The organism is Ruminiclostridium papyrosolvens C7 (assembly GCF_000421965.1).
In the GTDB taxonomy this organism is placed as follows: Bacteria; Bacillota; Clostridia; order Acetivibrionales; family DSM-1351; genus Ruminiclostridium; species Ruminiclostridium papyrosolvens_A.
This window is the reverse complement of record NZ_ATAY01000006.1, coordinates 18,626-36,969: the sequence shown is the minus strand read 5'-3', so window position 1 is coordinate 36,969 and position 18,344 is coordinate 18,626. Positions and strand designations below refer to the sequence as shown.

The following is an 18,344-nucleotide window of genomic DNA, read 5'->3' as shown; positions in this document are numbered from 1 at the left end:
GTACTATGATTAATCAACGAAAACCCGTAAGGATAGGAGACGTAGTTTTTAACACATTTAATTTTGTCTTCATGGCTACACTTATGATTGTAACTCTCTATCCATTTTTAAATACACTTGCAATATCTTTTAACAATGGTGTTGATACTTTAAGAGGTGGAATATATCTTTGGCCTAGAGAATTTTCACTGCAGAATTATAAGGCTATATTCATAGGAGGCAACGTATTTCATGCATTTTTGGTATCAGTAGAAAGAACAGTACTTTCAACATTGGCAAATTTATTCCTTACAACAATGCTTTCCTTTACGTTAAGCAGAAAGGAATATGTATTCAGAAAGCCTATAACAATAATATTTGTATTAACAATGTACTTTAATGCAGGTATAATACCGAATTACTTCCTGATAAAGAACTTGCATTTGTTGAACAGCTTCTGGGTATATGTACTGCCGTCAATGATAGCAGCATTTAACATGATTGTTATCAGAACCTTTATTATAGGTATACCTGAAAGCTTTGTTGAATCTGCAAGAATCGATGGAGCAGGAGATTTCAGAATATTCATGCAGGTAATCTTCCCACTTTGTAAACCGGTACTGGCTACAATTGCATTGTTCGTTGCAGTTGGTGCATGGAATACATGGTTTGATACCTTCCTGTATTGTTCATCGAAGCAGAACCTTAGCACGCTGCAATATGAGTTGATGAAGCTGCTGAGTTCGACACAGAATTTTAATTCAAATCCTGCTTTGGCAGCAGGTGTAGGTGCAAATTCGCAAACTGCAGATACTATGGTTACGTCCTTATCTATAAGGGCAGCTATCACAATAGTAGCAGCTGTTCCGATAATTGTTGTATACCCATTCCTGCAAAGATACTTCGTAGTAGGTTTGAATGTTGGTGGAGTTAAAGAATAATCCCATTTCCGTGAAGGAGAAGGAATAATGAGTATAGTTAGTAACAGCAAGTATAGCCATAGAATAGCAACAAAGACCATTAAACTTTCGGGACCAGACGGTAGCACTTTAAAAAATACAGAAGTTGTTGTTGAACAAACCAAGCATAAGTTCCTATTTGGTTGTGCACAATTTGATGCGATTCCATATGTTAATAATATATTTAAGGATGAAGAAAAAGAACGTGCAGAACAACGATTTGAGAAGTTTTTTAGTTTGTTTAACTACACGACCGTACCTTTTTATTGGGGTTTATATGAACGCGTAAAAGGTCAGCCCATGATAAATGAAACAAAGAAGGCAGCTCAGTGGCTGGCTTCACATGGACTTCTGTTAAAAGGGCATCCGTTGTGCTGGCACACTGTCACAGCACCTTGGCTGCTAGATATGACAAATGAAGAAATACTTGCGACTCAGATGAATCGTATTAATCGTGATGTTTCAGAGTTTAAAGGCTTAATAGATATTTGGGATGCAATAAATGAAGTTGTTATCATGCCTGTTTTTGATAAATATGATAATGGAATCACAAGGATTTGCAAGGAGCTTGGACGTATAAAGCTGGTTAGTAAAGTGTTCAATGAAGCCAAGAAAGCAAATCCGGGTGCGACACTGTTGATTAACGACTTCAATACTTCCGAATCCTATGCGATTCTGTTGGAAGGGCTTATTGAGGCCGGAGTACCTATTGATGCAATCGGAATACAATCTCATATGCATCAGGGCTACTGGGGTGTGGAAAAGACTTTGGAGGTACTCGAAAGGTTCTCCAGATTTAACCTCCCGCTTCATTTTACAGAAAATACTTTGGTTTCAGGAAAGTTGATACCGCCTGAAATTGAAGACTTGAATGATTATCAAGTAAAAGAATGGCCTTCAACAGCTGAAGGTGAGGACAGACAAGCCAGAGAAGTTATATCGCATTACGAGACACTTTTGGCGAATCCAAAGGTTGAATCCATTACTTGGTGGGATTTTGCAGATGGAGCTTGGCTTGGTGCACCATCAGGCTTTATAACTGTTGATAACAGGGTTAAGCCTGCATATGATGAATTACACAAACTTGTAAAAGGTGAGTGGTGGCTGAAACCTACTACGTACATGACTGATGAAAACGGAGAAATTAAGGTTTCCGGATTCCTTGGTGATTATGAGGTTTCCTGCCATGGGATAAAGATTGGTTTTACTATTGATAGCTCAAATGAGACTGTCAAATTAAAAATTTAAGAGTAGTAGTGTAGTGTTATATAATATTACCGGACGATTGACCTTCTCAAACTTCGATTTTGTCCGGTAATATTTTTTTATTCTTTTTTTCATTGGGGTTCAATAATTAAATCTTTGCACATACTAATTTTGTAAAGTTGATAAAATCGGTTACAGTAATTAGAGTTATAATTTAATTAAAATACTCCAAGGCTTAGGCTGTAAACCAAACCGTAAAGGATTGTGAAAAAATGATAATAAAAAATTATTTTGAAAACCCTAAAGAACTTCATGTAGGGACGATGGAAAAAAGGGCATATTATATACCTTATCCGCCGGGGGATATCAATAAGAACAGTGACAGAACAAATTCAAAAAGATTTCATTCAATAAACGGAGAGTGGGATTTCCTTTATTTCAAAAGCGTCTACAATATAACAGATGAATTCTACTTACCCGAATATGACCGCTCAGGATTTGGCAAGATACCTGTTCCTTCTGTATGGCAAAACCATGGTTACGACAAGCATCAATATACAAATATAAAGTATCCTTTTCCATATGACCCTCCATATGTTCCCGTAGATAACCCGTGCGGTGCATATGTCAGAGAGTTTAATGCAGACAGCAGTTGGATGGGAATGAAGAAATATATTAATTTTGAGGGAGTCGATTCATGCTTCTATCTATGGATTAATGGTAATTTTATAGGCTACAGTCAGATTTCTCATTCTACCAGTGAATTTGATATAACTGATTATGTACATGAAGGAACTAACACAATAGCAGTCCTTGTACTTAAATGGTGTGATGGCAGTTACTTTGAAGATCAGGATAAATTCAGGACATCAGGTATATTCAGAGACGTTTATATTATTCTTAGACCGGAGAATCATATAAGGGATTTCTTTGTAAAAACTTCACTGAACGAGAACTATAAAAGTGCTGAAATAAGGGTTGACATGGATTTCACAGGAAGTGTTCCCAGCATAGAATATAGGCTTGAGGATAATAGCAATGGGAATATTGAAGCCCGGGGAAAGGCACAGGGAAATAACCTGAGTATTAAAATAGATAATCCAAAGTTGTGGAGTGCTGAAATCCCCAATCTTTATACTCTTGTACTGGAGTCAGAATTTGAGACTATTTCAGTTCAGATAGGAATTCGTGAAATAAAAGTTGAGAAAGGTATTGTTTACCTGAATGGTCAAAAAATAAAATTCAAGGGTGTAAACAGACATGACTCTGATCCTGTAAAAGGGCCGGCGGTAGATGTTAAAGATATGTTGAGGGATTTAATGCTAATGAAGCAGCACAATATAAATGCTATTCGTACAAGTCATTACCCAAACTCTCCTCTGTTTACCGAATTATGCGATAAATATGGATTCTATGTCATTGCCGAAGCAGATATTGAATCTCATGGCACAACTGCACTTTTTGGAGGCTGGCAGGATGGAAAAGCATTTCCCATGCTGGCACATGACCCGGAATTTGAAGAAGCTATTACAGACCGGGTAAAAAGTTGTGTTATAAGAGATAAGAATCACCCTTGTGTTGTTATATGGTCTCTTGGAAACGAGTCCGGATATGGCAGGAATTTTGAGAGTGCGTTAAAGTGGCTCAAAAGTTATGATATCAGCAGACTTACCCATTATGAAAGTGCTTTGTATCCGCCGGAGTGCTATGATGCTGATTTCAGTGGTTTGGATTTGTACAGTCGTATGTATGCCTCATGTGAGGATATAATTGAATATTTTCAGGAGAATGTCACCAAACCCTTTATTTTGTGCGAGTACTCTCATGCTATGGGTAACGGCCCGGGTGATCTTGAGGAATACCATGAACAGATAGAAAAATATGATGGCTTATGCGGGGGATTTATCTGGGAATGGTGCGACCATGCTGTCTATATGGGAAGAACTGAAGATGGCAGGAAAAAGTATTTTTATGGCGGAGATTTTGGTGAATTTCCTCATGACGGAAACTTTTGTATGGATGGTTTGGTTTATCCTGACAGAAGAGTTCATACAGGGCTGCTGGAATATAAAAATGTTCTTAGACCGCTAAGACTAGTAAGTGAGAATTCTAAAGACGGCCAATTTACCTTTAGAAATATGCTTGATTTTATTAATGCAAAAGATTTCTTGTATATTTCCTATGAAGTAACCAAAAACGGAGAGGTTATATCGGAAGGTATTATAGATGATCCCAATCTACTGGATATACCACCCCATGAGAAAAAAGTCATAAGCATTGGCCTGCCTGATGGGGAAGAAGGCGACTGCTATATAAAATTTGATTATATACAAAAGACGGATACACAGTTTGTTAACAGCGGTTATCAACTTGGTTTTGATCAGGTTAAGCTGGAAGTTGACAAGGTTGGACTACAGGAGGATAAGATAACAGATATTTTGGGAGAATCAAATTCAGAGAGTGGAGAACTATCCTTGGTAGAATCCGACAGGAACGTCGTAATAATGGGGAAAAACTTTAGATATACCTTTAATAAAATGACTGGTGTGTTTGATAAAATAGTATACGACAATAATGTAATCCTTGAGAAGCCAATGAATTACAATATATGGAGGGCACCTACGGACAATGACAGAAATGTCCGGCATAAATGGGAAGAGGCCGGCTATGACAGAACTTTGTCCCGATCATACAATACTCATGTATTTAAGGAAATTGGTAATATAAGGATAATTACAGAACTATCCCTTTTGGCGGTTCACATACAGAGAATACTGAGTATCAGTACAGAGTGGAATATAGCAGAGAATGGACTTATATCAGTTAACATGCAGGTGGAAAGGAATATGGAAATGCCGTTTCTGCCCCGGTTCGGCCTGAGATTATTTCTTCCGGAGTACATCAGCAATGTTGAATACTTTGGATACGGTCCGTATGAGAGCTATGCAGATAAAAGAAGGTCGTCATTTATGGGAAGCTTTAAAGCCAATGTGGGGAGAATGCATGAAGACTACCTGAAACCCCAGGAAAACGGAAGCCACTGGGGGTGCCATTATGTAAAGCTGGTATCAAATTGTGGTCTCGGGTTGCTGATAACCGGAGATGAGCCTTTTAGCTTTAATGCATCTCACTATACTCAGGAGGAGCTGACAAGTAAGCTTCATAATTTTGAACTGGAGAAGTGTGGAAATACTGTACTATGCATAGATTATGCACAAAGCGGAATAGGCTCAAACAGCTGTGGGCCTGAGCTTATGGAGAAGTATCGTTTTAATGCACAGAGATTCCATTACACTATGTTTATAAAACCCTTTACAGAGGGGTCTTAGGACTGCATATTGTAAATAAAGCCTTTAAAAAGTAAAATAGATATATGAACCGGGTTATGCAGGCCGGGTGTTGGCGGAAACAAGTCATACCCGGCTTGAAATACGTAAACTGCGGTTTAACATGGAAAAGGGTGCAAAAGTGAATAATTTGCCAATATATAATTATTTGAGAAAATATGAAAAAGAAAATATAAATATATTTCATATGCCTGGTCACAAGTTGTCAAGAGGAGTTCCACAGGAACTTGCTACGGACATTCTCAAACTTGACGTAACAGAGATTGACGGAACAGACAACCTTCATTATCCCGAGGGGATAATAAAAGAGGCTCAAGAGCTTGCAGCGAGGGCGTTTGAAGCAGACAATACTTTTTTTCTTGTAAATGGTTCAACCTGCGGGATTCAGGCTGCGATTATGAGTGTTTGCACAAGGGGCCAAAAAATAATAATAGGAAGAGATTCACATAAATCTGTAGTGTCAGGGCTGATAATGTCCGGGGCAGAACCGGTATTTATATACCCCGAATACAACAGTAAGTTTGGAATAAATGAAGGAGTAACAGCACAAAGTATAGAAAAGGCTCTTCGTATGCACCCTGAAGCAGCCGCTGTACTCATAACAAGGCCTAATTATTACGGTATATGCAGCGATATTGAAACTATAGTAAAAATAGTTCATTCATACGGAAAACCATTGATAGTGGATGAGGCTCACGGAGCGCACCTGGTATTCAGCCCTCTGCTACCTCCTTCAGCAAACCAATACAAAGCAGACATTGTAATACAAAGTGCTCATAAAACACTTCCGGCTGTTACACAGGGTGCGTATATGCACATAAACGGCTCCCTTATAGACATTGAAAAAATCAGATTTAACTTAGCCATGCTCCAAACTTCAAGTCCTTCATATATTATAATGACGTATCTGGATATTGCAAGAGAGCTTATGCAAACGGAAGGAAAAGAAAAACTCTTTCATTTGATTGAAGAAATCAATGCTTTTAAGAACAGGATTGCTGAAATACATGGTTATAAGGTTTTAGAAGGCAAGTATCTGGGTATTAATACAATACAGGACCCAACAAGGCTGGTATTGAATACATCAGGGCTTGGTATAAGCGGATATGATGCAGAAGGAGTGCTAAGAGCTGAGTTGTCGGTTCAGGTAGAAATGGCTGATTATGAAAACCTTGTTTTAATTACAACAACAGCTGATAAAAAGCAGACTTTTGACAGGCTTAATGAAAGTTTGTCAAAACTGGCTCAAATACCTTTTAATGATGAGTGGGGAAGGCAAGCAGAAAAAATACGAAGTTTGACAGGACAGAAACCATATGATGCTTTACAGGTATTAAGTCCGTATGAAGCCTATGCTGCACATAAGGAGCAAAAGGAATTAAAATCCTGTTTGGGAAGGATATGTGCAGGAGTAGTCACTCCATATCCTCCGGGTATTCCGGTTCTTTACCCGGGAGAAATAATTGACAGTAATAAGATAAGCTACATAGACTCCATTATCAAACTAGGCGGAAAGGTTAATGGTGTTGGCAATAATAATAGTGTCCAAGTTGTAAAATAATGTGTTATAATTTTTGTATCAGACAAAAGATAAAACAGTTGGAGGTAAGATAATGCGTAAAGGTTTGTTTATAACTGTTGAGGGAACTGACGGGTCTGGAAAGACAACTCAGATTAAGTTGATGGAAGAATTTCTAAAGGCTGCCGGCATTGACGTAGTGTTGTCCAGAGAGCCCGGGGGTACCGAAATCAGCGAGATGATCAGGGATTTGATACTTGATCCACAAAATACTGATATTTCCCCTTTAACAGAAATGATGCTTTACGCTGGAGCCAGAGCCCAGCATGTCTTTCAGGTCATAAGGCCTGCATTAGAAAGTGGTAAATATGTTATATGCGACAGGTTTGTAGATTCAAGCTATGCATATCAGGGGTGCGGCAGAGGTGTTGACCTTAAAACTGTGGCGGATGTCAATAGAGCCGCAGTTGACGGTGTAGTACCCGATATTACATTTTTTCTTGACATTGACCCGCGTTTGGCAATAGAAAGAAGGATAAAATCTACGGGGGCAGACAGAATAGAACAGGAAAAAATGGACTTTCATATGAGGGTGTATGAGGGTTACAGGAAAATGTCATTATTATATCCCGACAGGATTAAGACAATAGATGCTTCAAAATCAATAGAAGAAATATCTTCACAAATAAAGATATTTCTGAAGGAAATACTTTAAAAACCAGACTATATTTAAGGAGGGATTATGATGAAACTGGTGTTTGCTATTGTACATGATGAAGACGGTCACAGGGTGATGGAGGAACTTAACAAAAACGGCTTTAGTGTTACTAAAATGTGTTCATCCGGAGGTTTCCTAAAGGCAGGAAATACCACTTTACTTGTAGGTGTAGATGAAGATAAGCTGGATGATGTGATTGCCATTATAGAAAAGAAGTCAAAAAGCAGGAGACAGGTTATAAATACGCCGGCCTCATCCGGAGGTATAAACGGAATGTTTATGCCATATCCCGTTGAAGTAACGGTAGGCGGAGCTACAATTTTTGTAGTTGACGTAGAAAAGTTCCACAAGGTTTAAAATAAGCTTAAGAAGGTGATTCCGATTCCCATTAAGATACAGGATTCGTCCGATAACCGCACAAATATTTCTGCTTTGGCTGGCAGAGATGAAAGAACTATAAGAAATGAGAGGGATGCAACTTTTTCATCTCAGCTAAGAAAACTTGAAACCAAGAATTATGAAGAGAGGGTTAAAGTACTTGCTGATAAAATAGAGAGTCAGGGCAAAAAGCTTGGAAAAAAGACTGACATCAGGGAATTGAAGGTTTACAAGCAATTGATTTCTGAATTTCTTGATGAGGCGGTTTCACATTCACATAATTTTATGAAGAAAAACTTCCTGGATAGAAGAGGTAGGCACAGGGTTTATGCAATTATAAAAAAAATAAATGAAGAACTTATTGAACTGACAAATGAAGTACTTAAATCACAACAAGACAACATTAGCATACTTAAAAAACTTGATGATATCAGGGGATTGATACTTGACTTGTTTTTATGACATTACGGAGGCAAAATGTTAGGGCACCAAAGAATACTATCCGCATTAGGAGCTGCAGTACAAAAAGATAATGTAAGTCATGCATATATTTTTGAAGGCCCGGATGGAGTCGGAAAAAGAGATACTGCACTGAAATTTGCCTCAATGCTAATGTGCAGTGAGGAGCAATTCCCGTGCGGTGGATGTAAATCATGTCAGTTATACAAGGAAGCCTCAAATCCGGATTTTCATGAAATAATTCAAAAAGATAAAAGCATCAGCGTCGAGGAGATAAGAAATATATTAAAGGGACTTGTTATAAGGCCTCTTTATTCCAAATACAAGGTAATTATCATAAACGATGCTGATGCTATGACTATTCAGGCACAAAATGCACTGCTAAAATCTCTGGAAGAGCCGCCCCCCTATGTAGTATTTATATTAACAGTCCAATCTTCGGCGGCAGTAGCACAAACTATACGTTCCAGATGTCAGAGAATACTATTTAACAGATTGTCCCGTGAAGACGTTATGGAAATTCTTGAGTCAAACTATGGGATTAGAAAACCTGACTGGGAATTTATCGTTTCATATGCTGACGGTGTGGCAGGTACAGCTTTGGAGCTTGCTGAATCGTCACATTACCTTGAATTACGTGAAGAAGTACTTGAATTTACTTCAAAGCTTGTATCAGATGGAGACGCTGACCTGTTTAAGTTTTATGAAACGTTTGAAAAAAATAATGACAGGGTAGGCTATGTACTGCATGTAATACTATTGTATTTCAGAGATTTACTAATTTACAAGGAGACTGGTGATACAAGTCTATTGATAAATTCAGATAAAAAAGATATGATTATTAGGAATGTGGGAGTATCCTTTTCACATGTTTTAAAATGCATACAGGCAGTATGGGACGCCCGTAAGGGCTTGGACAGTAATGCCAATTTCCAGCTGGCCATAGAAGTTATGCTTATGAAAATTAAACAGGCAAATAATACGTAAACTTTTTATGTATTGTAGAAAGGAACTTTATAGATGGTAAAGGTTGTAGGAGTTAGGTTTAAAAAAGCAGGCAAGATATACTATTTTGATCCCGGCGAATTAGTGATAGATCTGAACCAGAATGTCATAGTTGAAACTGCAAGGGGAATAGAATTCGGATTGGTTGTTGTTCCCAACAGAGAAGTGGACGAGTCAGAGATAGTTGCTCCCCTGAAAAAGGTTATCAGAATAGCAACCGAAGAAGATATTGTCCATGCTGAGGAAAATGACAGAAAAGAAAAAGATGCATTCAACATATGCCTGCAAAAAATCAACGACCACAAATTGGAAATGAAGCTTATAGACGTAGAATATACATTCGATAACAACAAGGTCTTGTTTTATTTTACAGCGGATGGAAGAGTTGATTTCAGAGAGCTTGTAAAGGATTTGGCATCAGTTTTTAAAACCAGGATAGAGCTTCGCCAGATTGGTGTAAGAGATGAGTCGAAGATGATGGGTGGAATAGGAATATGCGGCAGAGTGCTTTGCTGTAATTCATTTTTAGGAGAATTCCAGCCTGTTTCAATAAAAATGGCAAAAGAACAGTCCTTGTCCCTGAATCCAACCAAGATTTCAGGCACTTGCGGAAGACTTATGTGCTGTCTCAAATATGAACAGGAAGCGTATGAAGATTTGCTTGCCAGAGTTCCTAAAGTTGGAGCAATAGTTGAAACTCCTGAAGGTCAAGGAACTGTTGTGGAAGTAATATTATTAAAGGAAATTCTTAAAGTCAAACTGGACATTGGTAATGAATCCGACTTGAGAGTATATAATTTCAAGGATGGAGAAATAAAAGTAATAAAAGACGCAACAACCAGCGACGACAATGATATAGACATTGAAGCCCTTAAGCAACTGGAAGATTAAAAGAGATGGCAAAATAGTTTGTCAATCAGTATAATAGGTGGTAAAATAGTAGCGAAAAGCAAATAGTAAGATATTTGTTTTCCTTAATATTTAGGAGGTGTTAAAAAATGGCATATTCAATAACTGATGCTTGTATTAGCTGTGGAGCATGTGAATCAGAGTGTCCAGTATCATGCATAACTGCTGGTGATAGTGTTTATGTAATCGATGAGGATACTTGTATAGAATGTGGTGCATGTGCAAACGTATGTCCTGTTGATGCTCCTCAACAGAAATAAGTCTCGGGTAATAAGGGTCAGATAAAGGGTCATCCTTTATTTGGCCCTTTTTTCGGGAATAAAACTATTATAAGGGGTGTACTTTTGGTTACTATCAAAGAAAAGGAACGTATTGATGACCTTCAGCTCAACGGACTCAAGCTGATACAAAATACAGAAAAATTCTGTTTTGGAGTGGATGCAGTACTGTTGTCTGATTTTGCTGATGTTAAGCGAAACAACAAAGTTCTTGATATAGGAACGGGAACAGGGATAATACCGGTACTTCTGGCAGGGAAAACAAAGGCGGCCAAGATTGTTGGACTTGAGATTCAGGAAGAAATGGCTGAGATGGCGTCCAGAAGTGTACTCATGAATCAACTTTCAGACAGGCTTGAGATAGTTCAAGGGGACATAAAACTTTATCGGGAGTATTTTGGGAAATCCAGTTTTGATGTTGTAGTTTCCAATCCTCCTTACACCAATAAGGGCTGCGGATTGGTAAATCCCATGGACAGCAAGGCAATTTCCCGACATGAGATTTTATGCAGTCTGGAGGATGTTGTAAGTGCGGCTGCGGCATTACTGGTGCCGGGTGGACAGCTTGCAATGGTACACAGGCCGGAAAGACTGGCTGATATCATATGCAGCATGAGGAATAACGGAATTGAGCCAAAATATTTAAGACTGGTACATCCAAAACCCGGCAAGAAACCAAACATGCTGCTTATTAAGGGAAACAGAGGGGGCAATCCTGAACTTAAGGTATTGGAACCGTTATATGTATATAACTCGGACGGAACATACTCGGATGAGATAAATAAAATATATGGAAGAGAAGAGGAAAGACAAATTGAGCGAAAAGGGTAAACTTTTTCTGGTAGCAACACCAATTGGTAACCTGCAGGATATAACTTTCAGAGCAATAAACACCCTGAAAGAAGTTGATTTTATAGCAGCAGAGGATACCAGACAGACAATCAAGCTTTTAAATCACTTTGAGATAAAAAAACCTCTTGTAAGCTATTACGAGCATAACAAGGTAGTAAAGGGCAACTATCTTATAGAACAGCTGCTTCTTGGCAAAAACATTGCTCTGGTATCTGATGCGGGAAGTCCGGGAATATCAGACCCCGGAGAGGATTTGGTAAAGCTTGCAATAGAAAACAGTGTTGAAGTCACAATGATTCCCGGGCCTGTTGCAGCGGTTACAGGGCTGGTTATATCCGGGCTGCCTGCCGGAAGGTTTGTATTTGAAGGTTTTCTTCCCATGAATAAGAGGTCTAGACAGGAAAGACTCCAACAGCTGAAAAATGAAACCAGAACAATTATATTTTATGAAGCTCCTCATAAACTGCCATATACTTTAAAGGATATGTACAATGCATGGGGAGACAGAAGGATAGCTCTTGCACGAGAGCTTACCAAAAAATTTGAAGAGGTCATAAGATGCAGCTTATTCGAAGCGATGGAACGATTTCAGGAAGAAGCTCCAAAAGGTGAGTTTGTTGTCATAATTGAGGGACAGGATGAAGAATTCCTTGCTGAGCAGGAACGGGACAAATACTCTGAAATCAGCATAGAAGATCATGTAAACAGATACATTGAAGAGGGTCTTACAAAAAAGGATGCAATAAAAAAAGCCGCTGAGGACAGGGGTTTAAATAAAAGAGACGTATATAATGTCGTTATGAAAAAATAAAAAGAACCTGTGAAAACTTTCACGGGTTCCTTCTACTTTTGTTTTTCTGTAATAATAATTTATTACTTCTTTAGTTCTTTCATACACTCAGGGCAGATATTCTTACCCTTGTATACGATTACATCCTTGGCATTACCACAGAAGATACATGCAGGCTCATATTTCTTCAATATAATGGTTGCCTCATCAACGTAGATTTCTAAAGCATCCTTTTCTGCGATGTCCAATGTTCTGCGGAGCTCGATTGGAAGAACAACTCTTCCCAGCTCATCAACTTTTCTTACAATACCAGTAGATTTCATCAAAATTGACCTCCTCATATGCACTACATATTTCGACAAACTTCGAATTTATAATACCATAAATTCCAATAAACGTCAACTCATAAATTTTCAAATTTTTTGTTATTTTTGTTATTTAAATACTTTATAACCCAGTTAATTCAGGGCTTTTAATAAAAATGAATAAAATACTTAAAATGTTACGAAATTGTTAAAATTTTAGTTTGTTTCAATTTTTACAGAGATTGAAAAATAATACTGGAAAATTATTTGTTAGTTTAGAAGATATTCGACAAAAAAAACTAAAATTCTGTTTCATAAATGAATGTGTCCAGGCATATATAACTAGAGGTAACGTTTCCATTTAGCGGCCAGAAAAGAGGTATTTATGCTTAACTATATTTGGATTGGGCTGTTAATGATAGGCTTTGCATTCGGGATTGTAAACGGCAGACTTGATGATGTAACAAAGGCTGCAATGGATTCTGCCCAGACTGCTGTCACTGTTTGCATAGGCTTGCTGGGAGTTATGTGCCTTTGGACGGGGTTAATGAAAATAGCCGAAAAAAGCGGACTTATCAGAATAATAGGACGTGCAGTAAGGCCGGTTTTAGGGTTCCTTTTTCCTGAAATACCAAAAGATCATCCGGCTTTAGGCGCTATAGTAATGAATCTTGTTGCAAATTTTCTTGGTTTGGGAAATGCCGCTACACCATTAGGGCTAAAGGCTATGAAGGAATTGCAGAGTATAAATAAGGATAAAAAAACAGCTACCAATGCAATGTGTATGTTTCTGGTCTTAAATACAGCAGCGATTCAACTGGTACCTGCAAATATAATTGCACTCAGAACCTCTGAGGGCTCAAAAAAACCTGCTGAGATAATCATATGCATATGGATAGCATCCGTCTGTGCAACTATCATGGGTATTATAGCTGCAAAGATGCTGTCGGCAGTATGGAAAAAAGACAATTAGAGAAAAGTGGTGGAGTATGGGTTTAATAAGACACTTGTCTGACTACGCTGTTCCGGCAATATTTGTAGTAATACTTGGGGTGGCAGTATTAAAAAAAGTAAAAGCTTATGATGTATTTGTAGAAGGTGCAAAGGACGGAATAGACACAATAATAAAAATAATTCCCTCACTGGTAGGACTTCTGGTTGCAGTAGGAGTTTTCAAGGCATCCGGCGCAATGGATAGTCTGATACTTCTGCTGAGACCTGTAACAGATTTACTGGGAATGCCTCCGCAGGTTGCGCCGCTGGCATTACTACGTCCCATATCAGGAAGTGCGTCCTTTGCTTTTGTAACGGAGATTATCAAATCCTTTGGGCCAGACTCCTATGCCGGAAGGGTTGCAGCTACAATGATGGGTTCAACAGAAACAATTTTTTATACCCTGGCGGTTTATTACGGTTCGGTAGGAATAAAAAATATCAGGTATACCCTTATCGCTGCCATAATGGCTGATATTATAAGTGTTATCGCATCAGTGTGGGCCTGTCAGTTTGTATTCGGTTAGAACTTATTCAGAGATCTAAGAATTTTAGCGGCTAGGGAATATAGCCACATACCTTTTCCGCCTGACTTATACAATCCTTTGCTTGTAATTTTGTTCATACCTTCGCTTGCTTTGGGGTCTGTGATAAACAAGCTCAAAAGGATTTTGAGCACCGATTTTATATTGCTTCTGTACCCGGTTCTAATAGACAGAGCTTTGTCGGTAAAGAATTCAATTCTGTCCTCGTATTCTTTGAGACTCCCGTAATAAAAAACATAGTTCAGGCTACCGGAAGAAAGATCGTCATTATATTTAAGGTAGCATTCCAAAATCTTATGTATGCAGCTTACCCAAGGGAAGAAAGCGGTATTAATATTTTCGGCATCCTCCTCACTCAAATTGGGATTGGTTGCAAGTGATAGAAGAAGCAGTATATCAAGTCCTGAATCTATGCACATACAAAATTCCCAGTTGGTCAGGTCAGGATACTTCTGACCGTGCGCTGTACTCCACCTAATCAGGTTTACTTCCTTTTCATTATCGTTAGAGGAGTATTTTGTTACCTGCAGGTCTATGTACAATGCAAGATATGCAGATATGGAGTCTCTGACAATATCATATGAAGGTAGAAGCTGAATTTTTTGACGGCACTTTTCAACAAGAATACTAAGGTAGCCATTATCATCCTTTGAAGGGAAAAAGGTAAAATATTTCTCAAAGGATTCATTACGTATATTTGCAGCATCCTTTAATGAAGAAAATGCCACTCTGATAAAGGCCTCCGTTATTACTGATGAATTTTCACAGATTTTATTCAGGTAGCGTATAATAGCCATAAACGAAAAAATAACCTCTGAAGCAAGCTTGACATTAACACCCGGCCAAAAAGTGCAAACCGATGAAATGGCCATATCAAAACTACTTTGTTTCAAGGCTTCCACAGCATTTTTTTTAATATTGTATTTTACTATACGCCCGGTGTAATTGTAATACTCTTCGGACTTTTCCTCAACGATGGGATTTATTCTTTTAACGTATCTGTTTATGAAACGCATAGAGCCTATGATGTTTCTCATAATTTATCCCCTAAATAAAATATTCCAGACTAGATTTTTTCCATATGCCTTATTGTTTAAACAGTTGTATTCTAATCATGGTGCTTGAAAAATTCAATACAAATATGTATAGTAGTATCAGTAGCAATACACAATTTTCGGCTTAAAATGATAAAGCACCGGATAAATTATACCATGTTTGCACAAAAAGATTCAAATTGACAGCAATCTTAATAAAAATCGAGCAGGTGATAGTTTTGATATTTGATACACATGCACATTATGATGATGATAAATTTGATGAGGACAGGGACAGTCTTCTTCAGGAACTTCACAGCAATGGGATAGCATATATCCTAAATGCTTCTGCCGATATTAATTCTCTTGATGCCTCCATAGCGCTTTCCGGCAAATATGATTTTGTATATGCTGCTTTGGGTATACATCCTCACTATGCGGAAGAGATGAATGAGGAAGTAATTGAAAATATAAAAAAATTAGCCCAGAACAGAAAAGTTGTGGCAATCGGAGAGATTGGACTTGATTATTATTACGATAATTCACCAAGAGATATCCAAAGGTATTGGTTCGAGAGACAGATTGATCTGGCAAAGGAGCTTCAACTGCCTATAATAATCCATGACAGGGATGCACACGAAGACACTGTGAACATTATCAAAAAAACAGATGCACAGCAGGTGGGGGGCATATTTCATTGCTTTTCCGGAAGCAGGGAAATGGCTTTGGATATGCTAAAACACAATTTATATATTGCGGTTGGCGGTGCAGTAACCTTTAAGAATTCCAGAAAAATAAAAGAGGTTGTTGAGGCTGTTCCTTTAGACAAGCTGGTTGTTGAAACAGACTGTCCGTACCTTACACCGGAACCTTACAGGGGCAAACGCAATAATTCCGGATATTTGGTTCACATAGTAGAAAAAATTGCTGAAATTAAAGGTGTAGGCATGGATGAAGTAGCTGAGACTACACTCATTAATGCAAAAAAGGTTTTCAAAATAATATAGAATAATAGAATAAAAGCCCTTAATGTTAATTTAATATTTAAGGAGAAAAATTATGAAAAGATTTATTATTATTATTGTATTTCTATTTCTCATAGCTTTACTTATATCATTTAATTATCTGCTTTGGGATAGAGAGAAGCAGCTTGAAAACTTTCAGGATTTAAGAGAGGCTAAAAACTTTACAATAGATACTCTCGGAGAAAAAAACAATACTCTTGATAAAAAGAACAAGGAATTAACAGAAAAAGTTGAATCTTTGAATTCTGTTGTTTCAGACCTTAGGGAGGAATTTAACCGTATTTCGTTTGAAAATACAGATTTGAAGGCCCAAATAAGCAATTACGCAGATTTAATTATTCAATTCAAGAAGAATATGAATACTGCACCTATAAATGAACTTATAAAAAGTTGGTTTGAGGCAATTAACACAAAAAACTTCAAAGTAGCAAGTGCATTGGTAAGCAAGACTTCACAGGATGAGGTTATAAAGAATCCTGCTAGTTTCAGCAAAACGTATCAAGAGGAAATTAAGTCTATTCACCTTAAATCATCACAGATTTTTACCGGGTTGACGGATCAGGAACATCTGGGAAAACTTCAGTTCAGGGTGATTGCAGAGGTAGAAAAGCCTGACCAGCTTCAAGCTGAAAAGCTTTATAAAAACGGTGAGAATGAAAAGTATATAACGGTAGAATTCAATACACAATCTAAAGAATGGCTTATACTGGAGGTATCAGATAAGCCGTAGTCTTACAAATATTTCCTTTTTAAAACCCTCTTTATTAGCGGGCTTCAGCAATATGGTTGTTAAAAGTGAACATAAATCTCCTTACTGAATAGTATACTAACATCTAGTTAATAATTTATTACAAGGGATGAATTTGTACAAATCTATTTCCATAAACAGGTAATAAATTTGACAAAAAAATGGGTATGGAATAAAATATTCACAGTCCCTTTGAATATTTCTAACAGGAGGTTGGATTTATGATACCGATTGCGAAGAATATTAAAAGGTATTTTTCTAAACTAAAAATCAGATCATTGGATGTTGCAATAATATGTATTGTCGTTGTTATATCCGTTACAGCGGGGTTCGTAGTTTTTAACGGACTCAATAGGCACGTTGTAATCAACGATAATGGGCATACCATTGCAATAAAGACAATGAAAGTAACAGTGAAAGAGGTATTGGAGCAGACAGGCATCAAAGTTGACAAAGCAGACTACGTTAGTATGCCGTTTGACGCGAAGCTCACAAAGATTCATCAGAATGTCATAAACATAAAAAGAGCGGTACCTGTTTCAATTAAGGTTGATGGGAAAGAGCTGGACGTAAAAACATATAAGGATACGGTTAGTGAAGTTTTAAGGGATAATAATATCAGTGTAGATTCGGATGACAAGTTTGTAGGGTCTCAATTAGGAGACAAAATCGTATCAAATATGAATATTTCAATTGTCCGTGTGGAGGAGAAAACAATCACGGAGACATCGTCTATTCCATTTAAAACCATTACAAAAGAGAGCAACCGATTAGATAAGGGAGTACGAAATACAGTCAGACAAGGAAAAGAAGGCATCAGAGAAAAGTTATACAAGGTAGTTTATGAGGATGGAAAGCAGACCGCTAAACAGCTTGTAAAGGATTTTATATCAACAAATCCTTTAAATTGTATTGTTGAAGTCGGTACGGTTTTAAACTACGAGACATCTAGAGGCGAAACAATAAGGTTTTCAAAGGTAATGAATATGAGGGCAACCTCGTATACAGCTTCTTTTACAGACACAGGTAAAAGGCCCGGTGAACCCGGGTTTGGTATTACAGCAACAGGCGCGAGAGTAAAAAGGGGTATAATAGCAGTAGACCCCAGTGTAATACCCTTGGGAACAAGAGTATATATAGAAGTTCCCGGGAAGGCAGCCGATTATGGATATGCGGTTGCGGCAGATACAGGAGGAGCAATAAAAGGCAACAAAATTGATGTTTATCTTGAATCAGGCAGTCAGGTTGATGCCTGGGGTGTAAGGAAAGTAAAAGTTTATATACTGAAATAGGGC

Annotated in this window: 19 protein-coding genes; 17 read left to right on the top strand and 2 right to left on the bottom strand. The window is 37.8% G+C overall.

Annotated features, from left to right (window positions below; translation table 11 throughout):
- Positions 1-5 precede the first annotated feature (5 nt).
- The 12 genes from L323_RS21795 to rsmI all read left to right on the top strand — a co-directional run bounded on the left by L323_RS21795 (position 6) and on the right by rsmI (position 12,420).
- Positions 6-920: a carbohydrate ABC transporter permease gene (locus L323_RS21795; RefSeq protein ID WP_020813760.1), complete on the top strand. Its 915-nt coding sequence runs from the start codon at positions 6-8 to the stop codon at positions 918-920.
- Between the two features lie 27 nt (positions 921-947).
- On the top strand, positions 948-2,186 hold the full coding sequence (locus L323_RS21790; protein ID WP_020813759.1) for an endo-1,4-beta-xylanase: 1,239 nt from the start codon (positions 948-950) through the stop codon (positions 2,184-2,186).
- 230 nt (positions 2,187-2,416) lie between these two features.
- Positions 2,417-5,473: a glycoside hydrolase family 2 TIM barrel-domain containing protein gene (locus L323_RS21785; RefSeq protein ID WP_020813758.1), complete on the top strand. Its 3,057-nt coding sequence runs from the start codon at positions 2,417-2,419 to the stop codon at positions 5,471-5,473.
- 70 nt (positions 5,474-5,543) lie between these two features.
- Positions 5,544-7,052 (top strand): aminotransferase class I/II-fold pyridoxal phosphate-dependent enzyme, encoded by a 1,509-nt coding sequence (locus L323_RS21780; protein WP_020813757.1) that lies wholly within the window; start codon positions 5,544-5,546, stop codon positions 7,050-7,052.
- A 52-nt stretch (positions 7,053-7,104) separates the two neighbouring features.
- Positions 7,105-7,725 carry a dTMP kinase gene (gene tmk / locus L323_RS21775; RefSeq protein WP_020813756.1) on the top strand — a complete coding sequence of 207 codons (621 nt, stop codon included), beginning with the start codon at positions 7,105-7,107 and terminating at the stop codon, positions 7,723-7,725.
- Between the two features lie 30 nt (positions 7,726-7,755).
- On the top strand, positions 7,756-8,085 hold the full coding sequence (locus tag L323_RS21770) for a cyclic-di-AMP receptor (protein WP_020813755.1): 330 nt from the start codon (positions 7,756-7,758) through the stop codon (positions 8,083-8,085).
- Positions 8,086-8,100: 15 nt separating this feature from the next.
- Entirely contained in the window at positions 8,101-8,568 is a 468-nt protein-coding gene (locus L323_RS21765) for a YaaR family protein (protein WP_020813754.1), read from the top strand.
- A 15-nt stretch (positions 8,569-8,583) separates the two neighbouring features.
- On the top strand, positions 8,584-9,552 hold the full coding sequence (gene holB / locus L323_RS21760) for a DNA polymerase III subunit delta' (RefSeq protein ID WP_020813753.1): 969 nt from the start codon (positions 8,584-8,586) through the stop codon (positions 9,550-9,552).
- A gap of 33 nt (positions 9,553-9,585) precedes the next feature.
- Positions 9,586-10,461: a PSP1 domain-containing protein gene (locus L323_RS21755; protein ID WP_020813752.1), complete on the top strand. Its 876-nt coding sequence runs from the start codon at positions 9,586-9,588 to the stop codon at positions 10,459-10,461.
- Between the two features lie 107 nt (positions 10,462-10,568).
- The gene (locus tag L323_RS21750) at positions 10,569-10,739 is read left to right on the top strand and encodes a DUF362 domain-containing protein (protein WP_020813751.1); all 171 of its coding nucleotides are present in this window, start codon (positions 10,569-10,571) and stop codon (positions 10,737-10,739) included.
- A gap of 84 nt (positions 10,740-10,823) precedes the next feature.
- Positions 10,824-11,588 (top strand): tRNA1(Val) (adenine(37)-N6)-methyltransferase, encoded by a 765-nt coding sequence (locus tag L323_RS21745; RefSeq protein WP_020813750.1) that lies wholly within the window; start codon positions 10,824-10,826, stop codon positions 11,586-11,588.
- A complete protein-coding gene (rsmI, locus tag L323_RS21740; RefSeq protein ID WP_020813749.1) occupies positions 11,572-12,420 on the top strand; it encodes a 16S rRNA (cytidine(1402)-2'-O)-methyltransferase in 849 nt (282 codons plus the stop codon). Before L323_RS21745 ends, rsmI begins: the two co-directional genes overlap by 17 nt.
- A 62-nt stretch (positions 12,421-12,482) precedes the next feature.
- On the opposite strand, the gene L323_RS21735 is transcribed toward rsmI, so the two are convergent.
- Positions 12,483-12,722 (bottom strand): AbrB/MazE/SpoVT family DNA-binding domain-containing protein, encoded by a 240-nt coding sequence (locus L323_RS21735; RefSeq protein ID WP_004619198.1) that lies wholly within the window; start codon positions 12,720-12,722, stop codon positions 12,483-12,485.
- A 367-nt stretch (positions 12,723-13,089) separates the two neighbouring features.
- On the opposite strand from L323_RS21735, the gene L323_RS21730 reads away from it, so the two are divergent.
- On the top strand, positions 13,090-13,677 hold the full coding sequence (locus L323_RS21730) for a nucleoside recognition domain-containing protein (RefSeq protein ID WP_020813748.1): 588 nt from the start codon (positions 13,090-13,092) through the stop codon (positions 13,675-13,677).
- Positions 13,678-13,693: 16 nt separating this feature from the next.
- Complete coding sequence (locus tag L323_RS21725; protein WP_020813747.1) at positions 13,694-14,224, top strand: spore maturation protein; 531 nt, start codon at positions 13,694-13,696, stop codon at positions 14,222-14,224.
- Here the strand turns inward: L323_RS21725 and L323_RS21720 are convergent.
- Positions 14,221-15,279: a DUF2600 family protein gene (locus L323_RS21720; RefSeq protein ID WP_020813746.1), complete on the bottom strand. Its 1,059-nt coding sequence runs from the start codon at positions 15,277-15,279 to the stop codon at positions 14,221-14,223. The two genes, L323_RS21725 and L323_RS21720, sit on opposite strands and share 4 nt — an antisense overlap.
- Positions 15,280-15,515: 236 nt before the next feature.
- On the opposite strand from L323_RS21720, the gene L323_RS21715 reads away from it, so the two are divergent.
- From L323_RS21715 to L323_RS21705, 3 genes are all read left to right on the top strand, one after another.
- Positions 15,516-16,283 carry a TatD family hydrolase gene (locus L323_RS21715; protein ID WP_020813745.1) on the top strand — a complete coding sequence of 256 codons (768 nt, stop codon included), beginning with the start codon at positions 15,516-15,518 and terminating at the stop codon, positions 16,281-16,283.
- A 52-nt stretch (positions 16,284-16,335) separates the two neighbouring features.
- Positions 16,336-17,031 carry a hypothetical protein gene (locus L323_RS21710; protein ID WP_020813744.1) on the top strand — a complete coding sequence of 232 codons (696 nt, stop codon included), beginning with the start codon at positions 16,336-16,338 and terminating at the stop codon, positions 17,029-17,031.
- Between the two features lie 239 nt (positions 17,032-17,270).
- Positions 17,271-18,341: a 3D domain-containing protein gene (locus tag L323_RS21705; protein ID WP_020813743.1), complete on the top strand. Its 1,071-nt coding sequence runs from the start codon at positions 17,271-17,273 to the stop codon at positions 18,339-18,341.
- The last annotated feature ends 3 nt before the right edge of the window (positions 18,342-18,344 follow it).

Excerpts from the sequence above, each read along its gene's own strand:
- L323_RS21795 (WP_020813760.1), top strand. The coding sequence starts at position 6 with ATGATTAATCAACGAAAACCCGTAAGGATAGGAGACGTAGTTTTTAAC.
- L323_RS21790 (WP_020813759.1), top strand. The coding sequence starts at position 948 with ATGAGTATAGTTAGTAACAGCAAGTATAGCCATAGAATAGCAACAAAG.
- L323_RS21785 (WP_020813758.1), top strand. The coding sequence starts at position 2,417 with ATGATAATAAAAAATTATTTTGAAAACCCTAAAGAACTTCATGTAGGG.
- tmk (WP_020813756.1), top strand. The coding sequence starts at position 7,105 with ATGCGTAAAGGTTTGTTTATAACTGTTGAGGGAACTGACGGGTCTGGA.
- L323_RS21770 (WP_020813755.1), top strand. The coding sequence starts at position 7,756 with ATGAAACTGGTGTTTGCTATTGTACATGATGAAGACGGTCACAGGGTG.
- holB (WP_020813753.1), top strand. The coding sequence starts at position 8,584 with ATGTTAGGGCACCAAAGAATACTATCCGCATTAGGAGCTGCAGTACAA.
- L323_RS21755 (WP_020813752.1), top strand. The coding sequence starts at position 9,586 with ATGGTAAAGGTTGTAGGAGTTAGGTTTAAAAAAGCAGGCAAGATATAC.
- L323_RS21750 (WP_020813751.1), top strand. The coding sequence starts at position 10,569 with ATGGCATATTCAATAACTGATGCTTGTATTAGCTGTGGAGCATGTGAA.
- L323_RS21735 (WP_004619198.1), bottom strand. The coding sequence starts at position 12,722 with ATGAAATCTACTGGTATTGTAAGAAAAGTTGATGAGCTGGGAAGAGTT.
- L323_RS21730 (WP_020813748.1), top strand. The coding sequence starts at position 13,090 with ATGCTTAACTATATTTGGATTGGGCTGTTAATGATAGGCTTTGCATTC.
- L323_RS21725 (WP_020813747.1), top strand. The coding sequence starts at position 13,694 with ATGGGTTTAATAAGACACTTGTCTGACTACGCTGTTCCGGCAATATTT.
- L323_RS21720 (WP_020813746.1), bottom strand. The coding sequence starts at position 15,279 with ATGAGAAACATCATAGGCTCTATGCGTTTCATAAACAGATACGTTAAA.
- L323_RS21710 (WP_020813744.1), top strand. The coding sequence starts at position 16,336 with ATGAAAAGATTTATTATTATTATTGTATTTCTATTTCTCATAGCTTTA.
- L323_RS21705 (WP_020813743.1), top strand. The coding sequence starts at position 17,271 with ATGATACCGATTGCGAAGAATATTAAAAGGTATTTTTCTAAACTAAAA.